Source organism: Actinomycetes bacterium (assembly GCA_036000965.1).
Classification (GTDB): domain Bacteria; phylum Actinomycetota; class CALGFH01; order CALGFH01; family CALGFH01; genus DASYUT01.
Genome location: DASYUT010000298.1, coordinates 1 through 20,651 on the forward strand (window position 1 = coordinate 1; position 20,651 = coordinate 20,651).

Below are 20,651 nucleotides of genomic sequence, written 5' to 3' on the forward strand. Positions count from 1 at the left end.
TCCCCACCTGACGCCTCAAGGGCGCCTTTTCCTCATCGCTCACCACGACGGTCTTCAGCCAACGCAGCATGAGGTGGTTTGGAGCCTCCTTCCGCAAGGCGACTCCGAAGGGCCGAAATCCTTCATCTCCCGTGCAGCACCGCATCAAGAACTCGACCTACATCGACTCCCCTCCGCGTTCAGGACACACCAAACGCCAGATGTTCGGCAGAGCGAGCCTGCCCCTGCTGCGCAAGCGAGTCCTGCTCACCGCTGAGGGCCTACGGTCCCAAGCCACCCGCGTATGAGCGCCGGCGGCGCCCACGTCCGGGCGCCGCCGCCGTCTGCTCATGTCTGGGTGCGGTAGCGCAGGTACACCACGCCGTTGCCGAACCGGCGCTCGTCCAGCAGTTCGAGCTGAAGCCGGGCCCGGTTGGGGAGGAAGTGCTTGCCGCCGCCCACCACGACGGGCCAGACGAACAGGTGGTACTCGTCCACCAGCCCGGCTGTGATCGCATGGGCGCCGAGGGTGGGACCGCCCACGGTGAAGTCACGCTCGGCTGCCGCCTTCAGTTGCCGGACCGCTTCGGGGTCGAAGTCCCGTTCGATCCGCGTCCTGGTGGTGGAGGCCGCCTCCAGCGTCCTGGAGTACACGACCTTGTCGGCCGACTGCCAGATCTCCGCGAACTCCCGCGCGGCGGGCGACTGGGGCGCGGCGGCGGGGTCGGTCTCCCAGACGTGCATCAGCTCGTACATCCGGCGCCCGTACAGGTAGGTGCCGACCGGCCGCTCCAGGTCGTTGACGAAGGAGAAGAACTCCTCGTCTGGTGCCGCCCAGTCGAACTTGCCGTCCTCGTCGGCGATGTACCCGTCAAGTGACACATTCAACACATAGATCAGCTTGGCCATGGCGAGCCTTCCTCGAGGTTTGGAGCTGCACGACCGTCCGTCAGCACCCTACGTCGCGGCTGTGTCACCGCCAGGCAACCCTCGCCGACGCTGTCTGAACACAGGTCGTGTCCATCACGAGATATGAGCCAGATCCACCGTCTTCATCACCTCGGCCATCCACCCTGCCCATCCTGCCTGACGCTGCATCACTGCTAGTGTATTTCATCCTAAACGTAGTACCCCGTAGAGGCTGGTGCAGCGCTCGGCCTCGACGGCCGCCAGGGTCGCAGCGGGGTCGAACGCCTCGGCCGGGTAGACCATGGCGGCTCCGTGGGTGGTGCAGGCGAGGTTGCCGAGCACCATGCCGAAGCAGTGGTACAGCGGCACCGGGATGCAGACCCGGTCGGCCTCGGTATAGCGGCAGCCCTCGCCGATGAAGAAGCCGTTGTTCAAGATGTTGTGGTGCGACAGGGTGGCGCCCTTTGGGAAGCCGGTCGTGCCCGAGGTGTACTGGATGTTGATGGGGTCGTCGAACTGCAGCTCCGCCTCACGGGCGCGCAGGGCGTCCACGGTCGTCCGGGAGGCCAGCTCCCGCAGGTCGTCCCAGGCCATCGCGCCGGCCGGCGTCTCGTCGCCGAGCACGATGCGCCGCCCGAGCGCCGGGGCCTGGGACGCCACGTCGTCGAGCATGGCGACGTAGTCGGCCTGCCGGAACCGGGGCGCGAGCACGAGGGTGGACACGCCCGACTGGGCCAGGGCGTAGGCCAGCTCCGACGTCCGGTAGGCCGGGTTGATGTTGACGAGGATCGCGCCGGTCTTCGCGGTGGCGTACTGGAGGGTGACCCACTCGGCGTTGTTGGGCGACCAGATGCCGACCCGGTCGCCGGGCTGGATGCCGAGGGCCATGAGGCCCCTGGCGATCTCCTCGACGGCCTCGTGGAGCTGGGCGTAGGTGAGGCGGACGTCCTGGTGGACGCTGACGAGCGCGTCCCGGTCTGGGACGCGCGCCGCCGTCCGGTCGAGGTTCTGCCCGATGGTCTCGCCGAGCAGGGGAACGGCGCTCGCGCCGTGGACGTACGAGGGCGCGCTCCCGCGCCGGGTCGACGCGTCTCCGCCCTGGGCCGAGTCTGCCTGTGCCATGGCCGCCTCCTGATCGTCCGACCGCCCCCGATGCTCGCGCCCGAAGGCCCCACGCGCAAGGGCTGCCAGGCGCGCGCAGCAGGCGCCGGTGATCGTGACCGAGCCGTCCGAGTTGGTCAGGGCGTCCGCCACCTACTGCCAGACCCCGTAGGCAACCGGGTTGGCGGTGGACCCGAGCGTGCAAGCGGCAAGCCAAGCTGCGGATCCGGGATTCCGGGTTGCCGGAACGGCGGTGAACCGGCCACCATGTGCGGCATGACCTCACCGCTTCGCGTCGAGCCCGAGGCATGGACGCCGGGCTCCTGGCGCCCTCTTGACGCTGCCCAGCAACCTGACTGGCCCGACCCGGCCGCCCTCGAGGGTGTGCTCGGCCAGGTCGCGAAGCTGCCGCCGCTGGTCTTCGCCGGCGAGGTGCGCAGCCTGCAGGGCCACCTCGCCCGCGTCGCCGCCGGCCATGGCTTCCTGCTCCAGGCCGGAGACTGCGCGGAGTCGTTCGACGCCTTCTCGGCCGACTCGATCCGCGACAAGCTCAAGGTCATCCTGCAGATGGCGGTCGTGCTCACCTACGGCGCCGGCCTGCCCGTGGTCAAGCTCGGCCGCATCGCGGGGCAGTTCGCCAAGCCCCGCAGCGCGCCCACCGAGCTGGTCGACGGCGTGGAGCTGGCGAGCTACCGGGGCGACATGGTGAACGGCGCGGCGCCCACGCCCGAGGCGCGCCGCGCCGACCCGGCCCGGCTCCTGCAGGCCTACCATCAGTCGTCGGCCACCCTGAACCTGCTGCGCGCGTTCACCAAGGGCGGCTTCGCCGACCTCAACCAGGTCCACGTCTGGAACCAGGAGTTCGTCGCCCGCAGCTCGGCCGGCCAGCGCTACGAGGCGACCGCCTCAGGCATCGACCGCGCGCTGCGGTTCATGGCCGCCTGCGGCGTCGACCTCTCGGAGGCCTCCACCATCCACCAGGTCGACTTCTACACCTCCCACGAGGCGCTCCTGCTCAGCTTCGAACAGGCCATGACCAGGCAGGACAGCCTCACCGGGGGCTGGTACGACACCTCGGCGCACCTGCTGTGGGTCGGTGACCGCACCCGCCAGCTCGACGGTGCCCACGTCGAGTTCCTCTCCGGGGTCGGCAACCCGGTCGCGGTCAAGCTGGGCCCCACCGCGACCCCCGACCAGACCGTCGCCCTCTGCGACCGGCTCGACCCGCACCGGGTCCCCGGCCGGCTCACCCTGGTCAGCCGGCTCGGCGCGGGCCGGGTGATGGAGCTGCTGCCCTCCCTGGTGCGCGCGGTCGGGGAAGCCGGCCACCCGGTCGTGTGGGCCTGCGACCCGATGCACGGCAACACCTTCATCGGGCCGTCCGGGCACAAGACGCGCCGCTTCGAGGACGTCATGGCCGAGCTCCGCGGCTTCTTCACGGTCCACCGGGCCGAGGGCACCCACCCCGGCGGCATCCACGTCGAGCTGAGCGGCGAGGACGTCACCGAGTGCCTGGGCGGCGCCGAGGAGATCCTCGACGGCCACCTCGGCCAGCGCTACGAGACCGCCTGCGACCCGCGCCTCAACGCCAGCCAGTCGCTCGAGTGCGCCTTCCAGGTCGCCGAGCTGCTCCGCAACGCCTGACGGCGCCGAGCTGCTCGGAGCGGGGCTGCGCCGCTGGCATCTCGTCCTGACGGCCAGGTCCGGCCGTCAGCCGACCGGGACGGTCTCCGGGACGCCGAACCTGCGCCAGTACTCCTTGCCGGTCTCGGGCAGGTCGCGGATCGGGTCGTAGTACTCGTAGCGGCGCACGAGCGCGTCGGGGACGTCGAACTCGATCCCGGTGCGGTAGTTCTTCGTCCAGTACGAGATGCCCTTCTCGCGGTCGTACGACTCGACCTGGTGGACCCAGCGCTTGCCCACGAACGGCACGTCGCAGACGACCCTGGGGGTGGCGAAGCCAGGCAGGTAGCCCATGATCGCGTGCTGCAGCGCCTGGGCCTCGGCGACCGAGACCCGCCAGTGCTCGGAGCTGGGGATCATGTCGCACATGTAGAAGTAGTACGGCATCACCCTGGTGTGGTCGAGCAGGGTGAAGCAGAGGTCGAGCAGGTCCTTGGGCGTGGCATTGACCCCGCGGAGCAGCACGCCCTGGTTGCGGACGTCCCGGAACCCCATGTCGAGCAGCTTGCGGACCACCCTGGCCACCAGCGGGGTGAGCTGGTTGGCGTGGTTGACGTGGACGTGCACAGCCAGGTCGACGTCCCGGTCGTTGGCCTTGATGGCCAGCCGCTCGAGCCCCGCGAGCACGTCGTCCTGGAGGAAGTGCTGGGGCAGGCCCATGAGCCCCTTGGTTGCCAGGCGCAGGTCGCGTACGTGCTCGATGTCGAGCACGGCCGAGACGAACTGCTCGAGCACCCGGATCGGCAGGTTGGCGACGTCGCCGCCGGACACCACCACGTCGCGGACGGACGGGGTGCGGCGCAGGTAGTCGAGGATCTGCTCGTGCCGGCTGGGCTGCTTGATCTGGAACTTGTACTTGGCCACCTGCGGGGTGGAGTTGCCCACCAGGTCCATGCGGGTGCAGTGGCCGCAGTACTGCGGGCAGGTGGAGAGCAGCTCGGCCAGGACCTTGGTCGGGTAGCGGTGGGTGAGCCCCTCGACCGCCCACATGTCGGCCTCGTGCAGGCTGTCGCGGGTGGCCAGCGGGTGGCTCGGCCACTCCGGGTCGCGGTCGTCGAACGCCGGCAGCATGTAGCGGCGGACCGGGTCGGTCCACAGGCCGCGCTCGTCCATGGTGTTGAGCATCTGGGGCGGGACGAGCATCGACATGGTGGCCCGCTCGGCCTGGTCGCGCTCGATCGAGGCGAGCAGGCCGGCGGGGAGCAGGTCGCCGAAGACGGCCACGAGCTGGCGCAGGTTCTTGACGGTGTGGGCGCGCTGCCACTGGGCCGACTCCCACTCCTTGCGGGTCACGGCGGCGTAGCCGGGGAGCCGGGTCCAGTCCGGCTCGGCCCACTCGCGCGCGAGCGGGTAGGTGAACGGCTGCTCGGCCGGGTGGGCTCTGGGCACCCGGTGGAAGAAGGGGCCCGGGTTGGTCTTCGACATGGCGTCCCTCGATGTGCGCGGGGGCCTGCTCGGAGATGCCGGCAGGGTCCTTCTCGATCGCAGGGGCCTGCTCGGCCTGCCGGCAGGGTCCTTCTCGATCCGGCCACAAGGACTCGGCGACCACGGGGCCGGGCGCCCTCGGGGCGTGGGGGAGCCTCCAAGACCTCGGCCCGGCCTCACGCGCTCCAGGCGAGCGTGGCGACGGCGCAGTCGCTTAGACGATAGCAAACCGGCGTGCCGCCGAGGAGCGGTTCCAGTCGCGGCCGGGCTGCCGGGCCGCGGCCGCGAACGCCGGGCCCAGCCGCGGCTGCCGGGGCTGCCCGGGCTGCCGGGGCTGGCGCGTCGTCGAACGGCTCGGTCAGAGAGCCTTGTTGCCGGTGACGGCGTAGTAGACGGCGGCCAAGTCCTCGTCGCCGTGGCCGAGCTGGGTGGCCCGGCCGAACTGCTGGGCCATCGTGCCGGCCAGCGGGAGCGGCATGTCGCAGTCCCCGGCCGCCTCCAGGACCAGGCGGACGTCCTTGTGCGCGAGATGGAGCGCGAAGCTCGGCGGGAAGTCGGCTTCCATCATCATCCTGCCCTTGAGGTCGGCGTAGGGCGCGCCCAGGGGACCACCCCGGATGGCGTCGAGGAACTGGGCCGGGTCGGCCCCGATGCACTGGGCGAGCGCGACCGACTCGGCCAGCGCGCCCAGGAGCCCGAGCAGCCAGGCGTTGACCACCAGCTTGAGCCGCGATCCGGCGCCTGCCGGCCCGAGCCAGAGCACGCGCCCGGCCACCGCCTCGAACACCGGCGCGCAGCGGTCCCGCGCGTCGTCCGGCCCGGAGGCCAGCACCAGCAGCTGGCCCCGCTCGGCCGGCTCCCTGGTGCCGAGCACGGGAGCATCGACGTACACGAGGTCCCGGAGGGCGGCGGCGCGGCCGAGCACCTCGGCCGCCCGCACGCCCACGGTGCTCATCTGCAGCCACACGACGTCGTCGCCGGCGGTGCCGGCGGCGCCGTCAGGGCCGAACATGACCGCCTCGACGGCGCCCCCGTCGGCCAGCACGGTGAGGATGTAGTCGGCCTGGTCGGCCGCTTCCGCGGGTGACGCGGCCACCGAGGCGCCCGCCTCGGCCAGCGGCTCGGCCCGCTCCCTGGTGCGGTTCCAGACCCGCACGTCGAAGCCTGCCCCGCAGAGCCGGCGGGCCATCGCAGCGCCCATGATCCCGGTTCCCAGCACCGCGACGGTGCCCTTGTCACCCATGGTCGACCCCTCGCTCTCCCTCGCGCACGTACCTCGACCGATGGCGATCATTGTGGACGAACGGCTCACGAGGAGCAGCACACCAGGGGTGCCAACCTTCAGCGCCCACCACCGCAGTCGCCTGGGGCACTAGGCGCCCTGGGCGCGGTCGAGCACCTTCAGCGCCGGCTCCACCGGCGCGGCGGTCTCCAGCACCTGGGTGGCGGCGGGCTGCTGGGCCGGCGGGGACGGCGGGTTGACGGACGCGGGCTGCAGGATCGCGTCGGGCACCAGCACGTGGAAGGCGGCGCCGCCGCCGTACCGCTCGCCGACCCAGGCCCGGCCGCCGTGGAGCTGGGCGAAGCGCGCGACGAGCGACAGCCCGATGCCGACCCCGGGGGAGTGGTCGCTGCTCGCGCTCGGGCCCTGACGGAACGGCTCGAAGATGGTGCCGGCCAGCTCGGGCGGCACGCCCGGGCCGCAGTCCTCGACGACCAGCTCGAGGTCGGGACCGACGGCGGCGGCCCGGATCCACACCGGCGTGCCCGCCGGCGTGTGCCGCGTGGTGTTGATGAGCAGGTTCTCGATGATGCGCTCGACCTTGGGCCCGTCGATGTCGACGAGCAACCGCCCGACCTCGACGTGGACCGGGCGCCCCTCGAGATGGTCGATCTCCTCGACCAGGTGGCGGACCAGCGCGCCGAGGTCGGTGGGCGAGCGGTTGGGCTCGAGCACGCCCTGCTCGAGCCGGTTCAGGTCGAGCAGGTCGGTCAGGAGCCGGTCGAGCTTGCGGGCCTTGTCCACCAGCATCCCGAGCAGCTCCATGCCCTTGTCGCGGGGCAGCTCCATCCTGGTCCGCTCGAGGGTGAGGGCCACCCCGAGGATCGCGGTCAGCGGGTTGCGCAGGTCGTGGGAGACCGCACGCAGGAACGTGTCCTTCATCGCGTCGACCGCGCGAAGGCGCTCGGCCGCGGTCTGCTCGCGGCTGAGCGCCTTCTCGAGCTGCGACTCCCGTTCCGACAGCTCCTGGACCATCCCCTCGAGGCGCCGGTTCAGCCCCCGGTTCTCGACCAGGGTGACCAGCTGCCTGACGATCACCAGGACCACCAGGATGATCCCGTTGATGAACAGGAAGGCCCCGAGCTGGTGCGCGGTGAGCTGGACGGTGACGCAGGTCAGGAAGGCGAGGGTGAGCAGCGCGTAGGGCAGGACGAGACGGGCCAGCGAGACCCGTTCCTCCCGGGCGTCGTCGAGCTGGGCCTCCATCGGCCGCGCGGCCATCACCAGGACGAGCAGCCAGCCGACCAGCCAGCCCAGGTCGACGAGGTTCCCCGGCCGGTAGGTGCCGGTGCTGGTCAGGTACAGGAAGCTGGAGTCGGCCACGGCCAGGAAGAGCAGCGCCAGGGCGAGCAGCGTCGTCGACACCGGGTCCCGCCCCCGCGTGCGGGTCAGCAGCGAGAAGGCGATGGTGGCGATGACGACGTCGGCCAGCGGGTAGGCAAGCCGCACGGCGCGGGCGAGCAGGGAGGGGGCCTCCGCGTCCCACATCGGGCCGAGCACGGTCACCCAGCTCACCGCGAGCAGGGAGGCGGCGATGATGAGCGCGTCGAGCAGGGTGCGCAGCCGGGCCGTCATGCGCACGGGCGCGGACGGGAACGTGAGCACGGCCGCGACCAGCAGGGGCACCGCGGTCAGGTAGCCGACGTCGGCGGCTGACGGGAACGGCACCGATCGGTGCTGGACGAGCTCCATGTAGGTCCAGATGGCCTCGCCGGCGCCCCAGGAGATCGCGGCCGCCCCGAGCAGGCGCCAGGCCCGGCGCAGCTTCTTGTGCCAGGCCCGGCCGTAGCCGTACGCCTCGCGGCCAGAGGCGGCCAGGCAGGCCACCCCGGCCGTGAACGCGGCCACGCACTGGGCGACGTCGTCGATCGCGGTGGTGGTCTGGGGCCCGCCGATCTCCAGGACCATCCACGCCACGAAGACGACGGTGACGAGGGCCGCGAACAGCGCGGCGGCTCGGAAGGGCAGGTATCCGGTCACGGCTTCCGGGTCGCTCCACGGGATCGGTCGGGGTGCACCTGCTCATCTTGCGCGCAACGGGGCCGTCGGACTAGGGCATCAGGCGCAAAAAAACCAAAACAGCAGCGGAGCGCCGCCGAAGAGGTGACCGGGCGCGGGCCGGAGGCATGGCTCATGTCGGCCTCGACGAGGAAGCGCCCGACGGGGCGCGCCTCGAACATGGCAAAGCAGTGCAACAGGACACCTTACGATACACCAGCAAAGAATGACGTTCTTGCCGATCGTGCGTTCAGAGGATCAGTCTACGACGTTTCATCAGTTTCGTAGTGATCGCGGCAATCCTCCGCTCCGGGCGTTCCTCGTGCGCGCCAGCGTGCAGTTGCTTCCCCGCGTGGCGACTCCAACCGTGTCTTCGAACCGGGTGTAAAGGTCGGGCGCTCGCGGTTCGACATGTTGGACACGAGCGGTACCGCCGAGTAGATCCCGGCCCTGTCATCTGTCTCGAACCCAACAAGCAGGGGAGCTATGCGGCTGCGCGCGAACGCAACCGGCAGCAGGCAGCGAGCACAGCGCGTCGGGTCGCCCATCACGTCACGCTCGGGCGTGCAGGCCGCGCTCGACATCCTCGCCTGGGCGATCGCGCTGGCCACGGCCTGCCTGGCCCGCTACGACTTCGTGGTCGCGTCCATCGTCCCGGCCGGGCTGGCGGTCATGACCGCCCTCGCCGCGGTCGGGCAGGCGGGTGCCGGCTGGTTCAGCGGCCTCTACCGGGGCCGGCGCCGCTTCGGCAGCTTCGACGAGGTCGCCGTGCTCGCGCCGGCCACCGCCTTCGTCACCGTCCTGCTGTTCATCGCCGACCTCACCCCGGGACGGCCCCGGCTGGTGCCGCTTGGGGCCACGCTCGGCGGCGGCATCGGCGCGTTCGTGCTCATGGGCGGCGTCCGCTACGCCTGGCGGCTGCGCCTGGACCGGCTGCTGCGGCCCCGCGGCGACGGTGCCACCCGGCTGCTGGTCTTCGGCGCCGGCGAGGGCGGCGCCCAGGTGGTCACCTCGATGCTGCGCGACCCGGCCGCGCCCTACCTGCCGGTGGCGCTGCTCGACGACCACCCGGCAAAGCGCCACCTGCGCATCAGCGGCATCCCGGTGGTCGGCACCCGGCACTCGATGGCCAAGGCCGCCCGTGATCACCAGGCCACCGCGCTGCTCGTGGCCGTGCCGAGCGCCGGGGCCGACCTCGTCGGCGAGCTGACCGACCTGGCCAACCAGGCCGCGCTGGCCGTCAAGGTGCTGCCGCCCGTGAGCGAGCTGCTGGACGCCCGCGTGGGCGTCGGCGACATCCGCAGCCTCACCGAGGCCGACCTGCTCGGCCGGCACGAGATCGACACCGACGTGGAGGCCATCGCCGGCTACCTCGCCGGCCGGCGGGTGCTGGTGACCGGGGCCGGCGGGTCGATCGGCTCCGAGCTGTGCCGCCAGATCTACCGCTTTGCCCCCGCCGAGCTGATCAAGGTCGACCGGGACGAGAACGCGCTGCACGGCGTGCAGCTGTCGATCGAGGGCCGGGCGCTGCTCGACTCCCCCGACATGGTGCTGCTCGACATCCGCGACCGCCGCCGCCTCGAGCAGGTGTTCGCCGAGCACCGGCCCGAGGTGGTGTTCCACGCCGCCGCCCTCAAGCACCTGCCCCTGCTCGAGCGGCACCCCGCCGAGGCGGTCAGGACCAACGTGCTCGCCACCCTCGACCTGCTCGAGATCGCGGCCCGCTGGGGCGTGGACCGCTTCGTCAACGTCTCCACCGACAAGGCGGCCGACCCGGTCAGCGTGCTCGGCTGGTCCAAGCGCATCGCCGAGCGACTGACCACCCACGTCGCCGCCCGCGCGTCCGGGACCTTCCTCAGCGTCCGCTTCGGCAACGTGCTCGGCAGCCGAGGGTCGATGCTCACAACCTTCCGGGCCCAGTTCGCCGCGGGCGGGCCGATCACGGTGACCGACCCCGAGGTGACCCGCTACTTCATGACCGTGGAGGAGGCGGTCCAGCTCGTCATCCAGGCCGGGGCCATCGGCCGTGACGGCGAGGCGCTCGTGCTCGACATGGGGTCGCCGGTGCGGATTGCGGCGGTCGCGGAGCGGCTGGCCGCCCAGGCCGACCGCCCGGTCGAGGTCGTCTACACGGGCCTGCGGCCGGGCGAGAAGCTGCACGAGGTCCTGCTCGGCCCCGGCGAGCTGGACGTCCGTCCCGTCCATCCGCTCATCGCCCACGTTGAGGTCCCGCCCTGCGACCCCGAGCTGGCCCGCCGGCTCGACCCGACCGCCCCCGCCAACGCCGTCGTCACCGAGCTGCGCCGGCTGGCCGCGGTGCTGCCCGACCAGATCGCCGCCGTCCCCGAGGGAGGCCGCTGAGGTGCTGTCCGGGGCCCTGCTCACCCTCGCGCTCACCCTGGGGCTCTCCCCGCTCCTGCTCCGGGCGCTGCGCCGGCTCCAGGTCCTCGACCAGCCCACCCACCGCTCCTCCCACACGGTGGCCACCCTGCGCGGGGGTGGGCTCGCCCCCGCCTGCGCGGCCACCGCGATGCTGTCCGGGGTGCCGGTGCTCGACCCGCCCCAGCGGGCCGGGCTCGCGGTCGTGGTCATCGGCTTCGGCGCGGTCGGGCTGCTGGAGGACCTCCGCGGCGTGCCGCCCCTGCCCCGCTTCGCGCTGCAGCTGCTGGCCGCCGCGCTCGCCCTGCCGTTCCTGCTCACCGGCCTCACCGGGCCGCCGGGCTGGCAGGTCGTGTTCGCCTTGGCGGTGGCCGTGTGGCTGGTCGCCTACGCCAACGCCTTCAACTTCATGGACGGCATCAACGGCATCTCCGGGGTCCAGGCCGCCGTCGCGGGACTGGCCTGGTTCGCCGTCGGCCACGTCCAGGGCGCCCACGCGCTCGCCGCCGGCGGGCTGCTGATCGCCGCCGCCGCAGCCGGCTTCCTGCCCTTCAACTTCCCGCACCCCCGCTGCTTCCTCGGCGACGTCGGCAGCTACTTCTTCGGGTCGTGGATCGCCGCGCTCGTGGTCGTCGCGCTGCGCTCGGGCGTGCCGCCCGAGGCGGCCGTGGCGCCGGTGCTGCTCTACCTGGCCGACACCGGTACCACCCTGCTGCGGCGGGTCAGCCACGGCGAGGCCTGGTACCGGCCCCATCGCGACCACGTCTACCAGCGGCTCGTCCGGCTCGGCTGGTCGCACGCGCGCACCACCGCGACCGTCGGCGGCCTCACCGCCGGGTGCGCCCTGCTCGGTGGCCTGGGTGCGGCCGCCCCGGCCGGCGGCCGGGCCGTGGCCGCGCTCGGCCTCGCCTGCGCCACCGCCGCCTACCTCGCCCTGCCGCGGCTGGTGAGCGCCTCCGCCGGCGAGGCGGTCCCGGTGACCGATGGCTGAGCCCCCCTCCAGCCGGCCGACTGAGCCCCGCGCCGGCCGGCCGCTCCGGATCCTGGTCGTCAGCCAGTACTTCTGGCCGGAGGAGTTCCGCGTCAACGACCTGGCCCTGGAGCTGGCCGACCGCGGCCACGAGGTGACGGTCCTGACCGGCCAGCCCAGCTTCCCGAGCCGGGCCCTGTTCGGCGGCTACGGCCCCTTCCGGCCCTGGACCGAGCGGCTCGGCCGGGTCGCGGTGAAGCGCGTCCCGCTCGCCTCCCGGGGGCGCGGCCAGGGCTGGCGGCTGGCCCTCAACTACCTGTCGTTCGCGGCCTCGGCGAGCCTGCTCGGCCCTGCCCGCCTGCGCGGGCGCTTCGACGTGATCTTCGTGTACCAGCCCTCGCCGGTGACCGTCGGCGTGCCAGCGGCCGTGCTCAGGCGCCTCAAGGGCGTCCCCATCGTGTTCTGGGTGCAGGACCTGTGGCCGGAGTCGCTCGCAGCCACCGGCGCGGTCACCTCCGAGCGGGTTCTGCGCTGGGTGGGCCGGCTGGTGCGCTGGCTCTACCAGCAGAGCGACTGCGTGCTGATGACCTCCCGGGGCTTCCTCGACCACGTCGCCGCGCTCGGCGCCCGGCCGTCCAAGGTCGCCTACTTCCCGCAGTGGGCGGAGAGCGCCTACGCGCCCGTGCGGCTCGACGAGGACGCGCCCGAGCGCCGCGAGCTGCCAGGCGGCTTCCGCGTCGTGCTGGCCGGCAACATCGGCACCGCCCAGTCGCTCGGCACCGTCCTGGACGCCGCCGGGCGCCTGCGCGACCTCGACGACGTCAACTGGGTGATCATCGGCGACGGCCGGCAGCGGGCCTGGGTCGAGGCCGAGGTGGCCCGCAGGGGGCTCGCGGGCCGGGTCCATCTGCTCGGGCGGCGGCCGGTCGAGGCGATGCCGCGCTACCTGTCGCTGGCCGACGCGCTGGTGGTGGCCCTGGAACGCAGGGAGATCTACGCGCTCACCATCCCGGCCCGGCTGCAGTCCTTCCTGGCCTGCGGCAAGCCGGTGCTCGGCGCGCTCGACGGCGAGGGGGCCAGGGTGATCGAGGAGTCAGGGGCCGGGATCGCGGTCCCTGCCGAGGACGCCGTCGCGCTGGCCGGGGCGGTGCGCTGCCTGTACCACCTGCCCGCCGCCGAGCGCGCGGCGATGGGCGCCAGGGGCCGCGCCTACTTCCTCGAGCACTTCGAGCGCCAGAAGCTCCTGGACCAACTGGAGGCGTGCATGCGGGAGACCGCCGGCGGACCCGAGGCGGCCGGGAGCGCCGCCCGCCCGGTGCGCGTGGAGGCGGGGCGCCCGATCGGCACGGCGGGCGCAACCCCGGGCGTGCGTGAGCAGGAGGCGCGCCGATGAGGCTGCTCGTGGTCGGCGGGGACGGCATGCTCGGGCATCGGCTGCTGGCCCAGCTCGGGCCCGTGCACGAGGTCCGGGTCACCCTGCGCCGGCCGCTGGCCGCCTACGCCGGGCACGGCCTGTACTCAGAGGCCAACGCCGAGCCAGGCATCGACGTGCGCGACTTCGGTGTCGTGCTCGACGTGCTCGACCGGTTCCGTCCCGAGGCGGTCGTCAACGCCGCCGGGATCGTCAAGCAGCGGCCCGAGGCGCGCTCGGCCGTGCCCAGCATCGAGGTGAACGCCCTGTTCCCCCAGCGGCTCGCCGCCGCCTGCCGCCGGGCAGGCACCCGCCTGGTCCACCTGTCCACCGACTGCGTCTTCTCGGGGCGGCGGGGCGGCTACACCGAGGCCGACGAGCCCGACCCCCAGGACCTCTACGGCCGCACCAAGCTGCTCGGCGAGGTCGACGACGGTGCCTGCCTGGTGCTGCGCTCCTCGATCATCGGCCTGGAGCTCGGCAACCGGCTCGGCCTGGTCGAGTGGTTCCTGGCCCAGCAGGGGCCAGTACGCGGCTTCCGACACGCCGTCTACACCGGGCTGACCACGGCCGAGATGGCCCGCGTGATCGACCGGGTGCTTGCCAGGCACCCCGGGCTGGCGGGCCTGTGGCACGTGGCCGCCGAGCCGGTCGGCAAGTACGACCTGCTCTGCTCCCTCGCCGCCCACCTCGGCCGGGACGTCGAGGTCCGGCCCGACGACGCGGTGCGCTGCGACCGGAGCCTCACGGCGGAGCGCTTCCGCCTGGCGACCGGGTGGGACCCGCCCACCTGGGACGAGATGCTCGGCGAGCTCGCCGGGCAGGTCCGCGAACGGGAGGGCACGTGATCCTCGAAGGCAGGACGATCCTGGTCACCGGCGGCACCGGGTCGCTCGGCCAGGTGCTGGTCAGGCGGGTGCTCTCCGGCGAGCTGGGCACGCCGGGCAAGGTCGTCGTGCTGTCCAGGGACGAGGCCAAGCAGCACGCCATGCGCCTCTCCTACCTGCACAAGTCGGTCACCACCGACGAGGTCATCTACCGCAACTTCTCGCGCGCCCTGGAGTTCCGCATCGGCGACGTGCGCAGCTACCACGACGTCTGCTCGGCCCTGCGCGACGCCGACTTCGTGGTCAACGCGGCAGCGCTCAAGCAGGTGCCGACCTGCGAGTACTTCCCGGATCAGGCGGTGATGACCAACTGCCTGGGCGCGGTCAACATCACCCGCGCCATCCGTGAGCACGACTACCCGGTGCAGGCGGTCGTCGCGGTCTCCACCGACAAGGCGTGCAAGCCCGTGAACGTCATGGGCATGACCAAGGCGCTGCAGGAGCGGATCGTGGTCGCGGCCAACATCGGGCGGACCGCCACCCGCTTCATGGTGGTCCGCTACGGCAACGTGCTCGCCTCCCGCGGGTCGGTCATCCCGCTGTTCCACAGCCAGATCGAGCAGGGCGGCCCGGTCACGGTCACCACCCCGGAGATGACCCGCTTCCTGGTCACCCTCGAGGAGGCCGTGGACATGGTCTTCCGGGCCCTCCGGGAGGGCCGCCCGGGCGAGACGCTCGTGCCCATCACCCCGTCGGCCACGGTCATGAACATCGCCTCGGCGCTGGTGGGCGAGCGTGACGTCGAGATCAGCGTGAACGGGATCCGCCCCGGCGAGAAGCTGCACGAGGTGCTGGTCTCCGAGGAGGAGTGCAACCACACCACCAGGCGGGGCCGGTACTACGTGATCGCGCCGATGCTCCCCGAGCTGGCGGGACTGCCTGAGGCGCGCCAGGCCGCCGAGGCGGTCCCGGGTGGCGACCTCAAGGGGGAGTACAGCTCGGCCGACGACGTCGTCGACCTGGACGAGACCGTCGCCCTGCTGGAGCGCAACCGGCTGCTGGTCGGCCAGGTCCGCTTCAACGGCGGCGTGGAGCTGCTGCGATGAGGGCGGGCGCGACCCGAGGACACGGGCGGGCGGTGCGCCACATGACCGTCGCACCGGGGTGCGCCACATGACCGTCGCACCGGCCAGGCTCAAGGTCATGACCATCGTGGGCACCCGGCCCGAGGTCATCAAGCTCAGCCGGGTCGTGGCGGAGCTCGAACGGCACACCGACCACCTGCTCGTCCACTCCGGGCAGAACTACGACCACGGGCTCAACCAGGTGTTCTTCGACGAGCTCGGGATCCGCAAGCCCGACCACCTCCTGGACGCGGTCGGGGCGACTGTGGCCGAGTCGATCGGGCTCGTCATCTCCCGCGCCGACCAGGTGATGGAGGCCGAGCGGCCGGACGCGCTGCTGCTGTACGGCGACACCAACACCTGCCTGGCGGTGATCGCGGCCAAGCGGCGGCGGATCCCCGTGTTCCACATGGAGGCGGGCAACCGCTGCTTCGACGACCGCGTGCCCGAGGAGATCAACCGCCGGCTCGTGGACCACCTCAGCGACGTGAACCTGCCGCTGACCGAGCACGCCCGGCGCCACCTGCTCGCCGAGGGGCTGCGGCCCGAGACGGTCTTCAAGGTCGGCAGCCCTATGAAGGAGGTGCTCGAGCACCACCGGGCCGGGATCGACGGCTCGCGGGTGCTGCCCGCGCTCGGGCTGGAGCCCGGCCGCTACCTGCTGGTCAGCGCCCACCGGGAGGAGAACGTCGACGTCCCCCACAAGCTCGGCCAGCTCGTCGAGGGCCTGCGCGCCCTGGCCGGGCGGCACGGCGTGCCGGTGATCGTCTCCACCCACCCGAGGACCCGGGCCCGGCTCACCGGCGCGGGACTGTGCGCGCCCGGTGAAGCGGGCGTCGCCCGGGAGGCCGACCAGCGCCTGCGCTGGCTGCCGCCGTTCGGCTACCTCGACTGGGTGCAGCTCCAGCGCAACGCCCTGTGCGTGGTGTCCGACAGCGGCACGCTCACCGAGGAGGCGTCGCTGCTCGGCTTCCCCGCCGTCATGATCCGCGACGCCCACGAGCGCCCCGAGGGGATGGACGAGGGCGTGCTCGTGGCCAGCGGGCTCCGCCCCGACCGGGTCCTGGCCGCGGTCGACACCGTCACCAGCCAGCACGCCGCCGGGCGAACCGGGCGGGTCGTGCCCGACTACGACGCCCCGGGCGTCTCCCGGAAGGTGGTCCGCATCATCTTGAGCTACGTGGCCTACGTGAACCGGACCGTCTGGTCGGACCCGAGCGGGGAGCGGTAGCGATGGGGGAGCGGTGCCTGGTCACCGGGGCGTCCGGCTTCATCGGCCGGGCCCTCTGCCAGGAGCTCACCGCCCGGGGCCGCGCGGTCCGGGCGGTGATGCGCCGCCCGGCCGAGGGGCCGTGGGAGGAGCAGGTCAGCCTCGACCTGGCCGCCGGCGCACCCGACCCCCTTGGGCGCGCGAGGCCGGATCGTCTGGAGCCCGCGAGGCCGGATCGCCTGGGAGGCGCCAGGCCGGTGCCCGCGGAGCTGCTGGCCGACGTCGAGGTCGTGTTCCACCTGGCCGGCAAGGTGCACGACCTGGCCGAACGGGTGCCCGACGAGGCGGCCTACCAGGCCGCCAACGTCGACGCGACCCGGGCCCTGCTCGCGGCCGCGGTGGCGGCCGGGGTGCCCCGGTTCGTGTTCATGTCGAGCCGGGCCGTGGTGGGCGACACCGGGCGCGCGCTCGCCGACGAGTCGGCGGCGACCCCGCCCGCCACCCCCTACGGGCGCTCCAAGCTGGAGGCCGAGCGGCTCGTGCTCGCGGCCGGCGAGCGCCACGGCATGCACGTGTGCAACCTGCGCCCGGCCCTGGTCTACGGACCGGGGGCCAAGGGCAACCTGCCCCGGATGCTCGAGGCGATCGACCGCCGCCGCTTCCCGCCAGTGCCCGAGCTGGGCAACCGGCGCTCGCTGGTCGGCGTGGACGACGTGGTGGGGGCCGCGCTGCTCGCGGCCGAGCGGCAGGAGGCGGCCGGCCAGACCTACGTCGTCACCGACGGGCGGGCCTACTCGACCCGGGGCATGTACGTCGCCATGGTGCGGGCCCTGGGGCGGGAGCCCGGCGCGGTCACCGTGCCCCGCTGGTGCCTGGCCGGCCTGGCTCGGGCCGGGGACCTGGCTGGCCGGGCCAGGGGCAGGCGGTTCGTGTTCGACTCGGCCGCCCTCGAGCGGCTCACCGGCTCGGCCTGGTTCAGCGCCGCCAAGATCGCCCGGGAGCTCGGCTGGCGGCCCACCCAGACGCTGGAGGCCGCGCTGCCTGCCATGGTCGCCGAGTACCGCAACGGGGCCTTGCGCGCTCCAGGCGGTCCCGCGGCCGCCTGACACCGGGAGGACGACATGGACGTTGGCGAGGCGATCGAGGCGGTCCGCCGTACGTTCCCCTTCGACGGCTACACTAGCGCCCAGGAGGACGCCTACCGCGCCATCGCGGCGGCGGTCACCGGCCACCTGCCGCCGGGCGCCCGCATCCTCGACTTCGGCTCCGGTCCGTGCGACAAGACCGCGGTTCTGTCGCTGCTCGGCTACTCCTGCTCGGCAACCGACGACCTCGGCGACGACTGGCACGGCGTGGCCGGCCACCGGGAGAAGATCCAGGCGTTCGCGGCCGCGACGGGCGTCGACTTCCGGCCCGCCGGCCCCGGCGAGACGCCGTTCCAGGGCGAGCGGTTCGACATGGTGATGCTCAACGACGTGCTCGAGCACCTCCACGACTCGCCCAGGGAGCTGCTGAACGACCTGCTCGGCCTGGTCGGGCCGGGCGGGCTGCTGCTGGTCACCGTGCCCAACGCGGTCGCGGTGCGCAAGCGCCTGGACGTGCTGCGGGGCAGGACGAACCTGCCCCCCTTCGCCGCGTACTACTGGAGCCGGGGGCCGTGGCGGGGCCACGTGCGCGAGTACAGCCGCGACGACCTCGCCCGGCTGGCCCGGTTCCTCGGCCTCCAGGTCGTCACCCTGCGCGGCTGCCACCACATGTTCCACAAGCTGCCGCCCAGGCTCCGGCTCGCCTACCAGGCCGCCACCGCGCCGTTCCAGGGCCTCAAGGACAGCTGGCTGCTGGTCGCCCGCAAGCCGCCCGGCTGGGCGGCCAGGCGCGTGCCGCCAGCGCACGAGCCGGCCGAGGTGGCGCGGTGGCACTGAGCCCCGGGCCGCTGGTCTCGATCGTCATCCCGGCCTACAACCATGCGAGCTACCTGGCCGAGGCGATCGAGAGCGTGCTCGGGCAGCGCTACCGGGACGTCGAGCTGCTGGTGCTCGACGACGGGTCCCACGACGGCACCGTGGAGGTGCTCGAGCGCTACACCGGGCGGTGCCTCTGGGACACCCACCCCAACATGGGCCAGTCGGCAACGCTCAACAAGGGGTGGGCCAAGGCGCGAGGGTCGATCCTCGGGTACCTCTCGGCCGACGACGTGCTCCTGCCCGACGCGGTCGGCACGCTCGTCGCCCGGCTGGCCGCCGACCCCGGCGCGGTGCTCGCCTACCCCGACTACGAGCTGATCGACCGGAGCTCCCGGCCCATCCGCCAGGTGCGGGCGCCCGACTTCGACTACCGCGAGATGGTCGTGCGCTTCGCCTGCCCGCCCGGGCCGGGCGCCCTGTTCCGGCGCTCGGCGCTCGAGGCGGCCGGTCCGTGGGACAGCCGCTTCCGGATGGCGCCCGACTACGACTTCTGGCTGCGGCTCGGGCTCCACGGCCGCTTCACCAGGGTGCCCGAGGTGCTGGCACGGTTCCGCGTCCACGACGGCTCGCTGTCGTTCGCGGCCGACAGCAAGCCGGCCTCCGAGGAGTACCTGGCCATCACCACCGGGTACTTCCGGAGCCAGGCGGTCCCGGCCGCGCTCCGCCCGGCCCGGCGCGAGGCGCTCAGCAACGCCTACCTGGTCGCGGCCCGCTCGCACCTCAAGAGCGACCGGTACGCGCGCGGCCTGGGCTGCACCTGGCGGGCGCTCGCCCTGCACCCCCGCAACCTCACCCCCCGGACCGTCAAGTTGCTGGCCACCGGGCTCTCCCACCACCTGCGGTTCGGCGACCGCGGCCGGGACCGGGACGACCCGTGAACCCGGAGGGGCCTGGGGCCCTGAGGCGGGTTCTCCGGTGAGCACCCTCGGCGGCCAGGTCCCCGCCGTGGCGGTGACCGGGGGGAGCGGGTTCATCGGCCGCCACCTGCGCCCGGTTCTCGCCGGCCGGCCCGTGTGGCTGCTCGGGCGGAGCGAGCCCGACCTGGCGGCGGGGGAGGGGTGGCTGCCCGTGGACCTGGCCGAGCCGGTGTCGCTCGCCGGCCTGCCCGACGGGACGGTCCTGTGCCACCTGGCCTGGTCGCACGCGTCCGGGCCGGCCAACGTCCGCCACAACCAGCACCTGCTCGACGCGGTCAACGCCTGCCCTGGCGTGGCCAGGGTGGTCGTGCTCAGCACGGTGTCGGTCTACGGGCTGCGCGCGACCGGGCACCTCGACGAGGCCAGCCCCTGCCGCCCGGACTCCAAGTACGCGCGCACCAAGCTCGCCTGCGAGCTGCTCTGGCGCGAGAAGCTGCGCGACGACCTCCCCCTGACCGTGCTCCGCCCCAGCACGGTGGTCGGCCCCGGCGGCCTCGGGCTGCTCCCGCTGGCCCGCGACGCGCTCCACCGCCCGGCCGTGGGGGTCCTGAAGAAGAGCCTGCGGCGCGACCACTCCGTCAACTTCGTCGCCGTCTCCAACGTCGTCGCGGCGATCTCGTTCGTGCTCGACCGGCCGCCGCGCGAGCACCGGGAGTGCTACATCGTGGCCGAGGACCACCGGCCCGAGAACGCGGGCTACGCGGCCATGCAGGACGTGGTGCGGCGCATCGCCGGGCGGCGGCCGCTGCCTGGTGTGCCCGTGCCGGACTGGGCCGTGCGAGGGCTCGCGGCGGCGACCGGGCGGCCGCTGCGGGTACGGCGCACGTTCTCCTCCGAGGCGCTCCGGTCGGCCGGGTACACCGACGCCGTCCCCCTGCTCGACGAGGTGCGGCGGGTCGTGGCCGCCGTCGAATGGCAAGGGCGGTAGCCGCGCGTGCGGGTGCTCAGCGTCAACATGTCCCTCGACCCGGTCACCGGCGGCGGCACCGCCGAGCGGACCTTCCAGCTCGTGCGCGCCCTGGCCAGGGCCGGGGCCGAATGTGAGGTGCTGGTCACCGACCTCGGGCGGACCAGGGCGCGGACCGCGGAGCTGCCCGAGGCGGACGTGGTCGCCCTGCCCTGCCTGGTGGAGCGCTTCTACATCCCCCGCTGCTCGCCCAGGCAGGTGGGGGAGGTGGTGCGGCGCGCCGACGTCGTCCACCTGATCTCGCACTGGACGCTGCTGAACCTGCTCGCCGGCTGGTACGCGCGCCGGCTCGGCAAGCCGTACGTGATCTGCCCGGCGGGGGCGCTGCCCCGCTTCGGGCGCTCCCGGGGCATCAAGCGCCTGTACAACGCGCTGGGTGGCACCAGGCTGGTCCGGCGCGCGAGCGGGCACGTGGCGATCACCGGCGACGAGCGGGCCCACTTCCGGGCCTACGGCGTCGACCCGGCGGCCGTGACGGTCATCCCCAACGGCATCGACGAGGCCG

General features: G+C 73.1%; 16 protein-coding genes and 1 pseudogene. 12 read left to right on the top strand and 5 right to left on the bottom strand.

The window, feature by feature from the left end; all coding sequences use genetic code 11:
* Positions 1-327: 327 nt before the first annotated feature.
* Both VG276_26250 and VG276_26255 read right to left on the bottom strand, forming a co-directional pair.
* Positions 328-888 (bottom strand): dihydrofolate reductase family protein, encoded by a 561-nt coding sequence (locus tag VG276_26250; protein HEV8652795.1) that lies wholly within the window; start codon positions 886-888, stop codon positions 328-330.
* A gap of 219 nt (positions 889-1,107) precedes the next feature.
* A pseudogene (locus VG276_26255) lies at positions 1,108-2,010 on the bottom strand (AMP-binding protein).
* Between the two features lie 255 nt (positions 2,011-2,265).
* On the opposite strand from VG276_26255, the gene VG276_26260 reads away from it, so the two are divergent.
* Positions 2,266-3,633 (top strand): 3-deoxy-7-phosphoheptulonate synthase class II, encoded by a 1,368-nt coding sequence (locus VG276_26260; GenBank protein HEV8652796.1) that lies wholly within the window; start codon positions 2,266-2,268, stop codon positions 3,631-3,633.
* A gap of 66 nt (positions 3,634-3,699) precedes the next feature.
* Here the strand turns inward: VG276_26260 and VG276_26265 are convergent, their stop codons facing one another.
* The 3 genes from VG276_26265 to VG276_26275 form a co-directional block, all read right to left on the bottom strand.
* Positions 3,700-5,097: a lysine 2,3-aminomutase gene (locus VG276_26265; GenBank protein HEV8652797.1), complete on the bottom strand. Its 1,398-nt coding sequence runs from the start codon at positions 5,095-5,097 to the stop codon at positions 3,700-3,702.
* Positions 5,098-5,455: 358 nt separating this feature from the next.
* On the bottom strand, positions 5,456-6,340 hold the full coding sequence (locus tag VG276_26270) for an NAD(P)-dependent oxidoreductase (protein ID HEV8652798.1): 885 nt from the start codon (positions 6,338-6,340) through the stop codon (positions 5,456-5,458).
* 129 nt (positions 6,341-6,469) lie between these two features.
* A complete protein-coding gene (locus VG276_26275) occupies positions 6,470-8,359 on the bottom strand; it encodes a HAMP domain-containing sensor histidine kinase (GenBank protein HEV8652799.1) in 1,890 nt (629 codons plus the stop codon).
* Between the two features lie 504 nt (positions 8,360-8,863).
* Between VG276_26275 and VG276_26280 the strand changes: the two genes are divergently transcribed.
* The 11 genes from VG276_26280 to VG276_26330 all read left to right on the top strand — a co-directional run.
* Positions 8,864-10,738, top strand: a complete 1,875-nt coding sequence (locus VG276_26280; GenBank protein HEV8652800.1) for a nucleoside-diphosphate sugar epimerase/dehydratase — start codon at positions 8,864-8,866, stop codon at positions 10,736-10,738.
* Position 10,739: 1 nt separating this feature from the next.
* The gene (locus tag VG276_26285) at positions 10,740-11,747 is read left to right on the top strand and encodes a glycosyltransferase family 4 protein (protein ID HEV8652801.1); all 1,008 of its coding nucleotides are present in this window, start codon (positions 10,740-10,742) and stop codon (positions 11,745-11,747) included.
* A complete protein-coding gene (locus VG276_26290) occupies positions 11,740-13,119 on the top strand; it encodes a glycosyltransferase family 4 protein (protein ID HEV8652802.1) in 1,380 nt (459 codons plus the stop codon). Before VG276_26285 ends, VG276_26290 begins: the two co-directional genes overlap by 8 nt.
* Positions 13,116-13,985 carry an SDR family oxidoreductase gene (locus VG276_26295; protein ID HEV8652803.1) on the top strand — a complete coding sequence of 290 codons (870 nt, stop codon included), beginning with the start codon at positions 13,116-13,118 and terminating at the stop codon, positions 13,983-13,985. The genes VG276_26290 and VG276_26295 overlap by 4 nt, the downstream gene beginning before the upstream one ends.
* Positions 13,982-15,070 (top strand): polysaccharide biosynthesis protein, encoded by a 1,089-nt coding sequence (locus VG276_26300; protein ID HEV8652804.1) that lies wholly within the window; start codon positions 13,982-13,984, stop codon positions 15,068-15,070. Before VG276_26295 ends, VG276_26300 begins: the two co-directional genes overlap by 4 nt.
* A 67-nt stretch (positions 15,071-15,137) precedes the next feature.
* Entirely contained in the window at positions 15,138-16,319 is a 1,182-nt protein-coding gene (locus VG276_26305) for a UDP-N-acetyl glucosamine 2-epimerase (GenBank protein ID HEV8652805.1), read from the top strand.
* Positions 16,320-16,321: 2 nt separating this feature from the next.
* The gene (locus VG276_26310) at positions 16,322-17,404 is read left to right on the top strand and encodes an NAD-dependent epimerase/dehydratase family protein (GenBank protein ID HEV8652806.1); all 1,083 of its coding nucleotides are present in this window, start codon (positions 16,322-16,324) and stop codon (positions 17,402-17,404) included.
* A 15-nt stretch (positions 17,405-17,419) separates the two neighbouring features.
* A complete protein-coding gene (locus VG276_26315) occupies positions 17,420-18,220 on the top strand; it encodes a methyltransferase domain-containing protein (GenBank protein HEV8652807.1) in 801 nt (266 codons plus the stop codon).
* Entirely contained in the window at positions 18,211-19,140 is a 930-nt protein-coding gene (locus VG276_26320) for a glycosyltransferase family 2 protein (GenBank protein ID HEV8652808.1), read from the top strand. The genes VG276_26315 and VG276_26320 overlap by 10 nt, the downstream gene beginning before the upstream one ends.
* Before the next feature lie 37 nt (positions 19,141-19,177).
* Positions 19,178-20,107 carry an NAD(P)-dependent oxidoreductase gene (locus VG276_26325; protein ID HEV8652809.1) on the top strand — a complete coding sequence of 310 codons (930 nt, stop codon included), beginning with the start codon at positions 19,178-19,180 and terminating at the stop codon, positions 20,105-20,107.
* A gap of 6 nt (positions 20,108-20,113) precedes the next feature.
* The coding region (locus tag VG276_26330; protein HEV8652810.1) for a glycosyltransferase family 4 protein at positions 20,114-20,651 on the top strand (538 nt) is incomplete at its 3' end.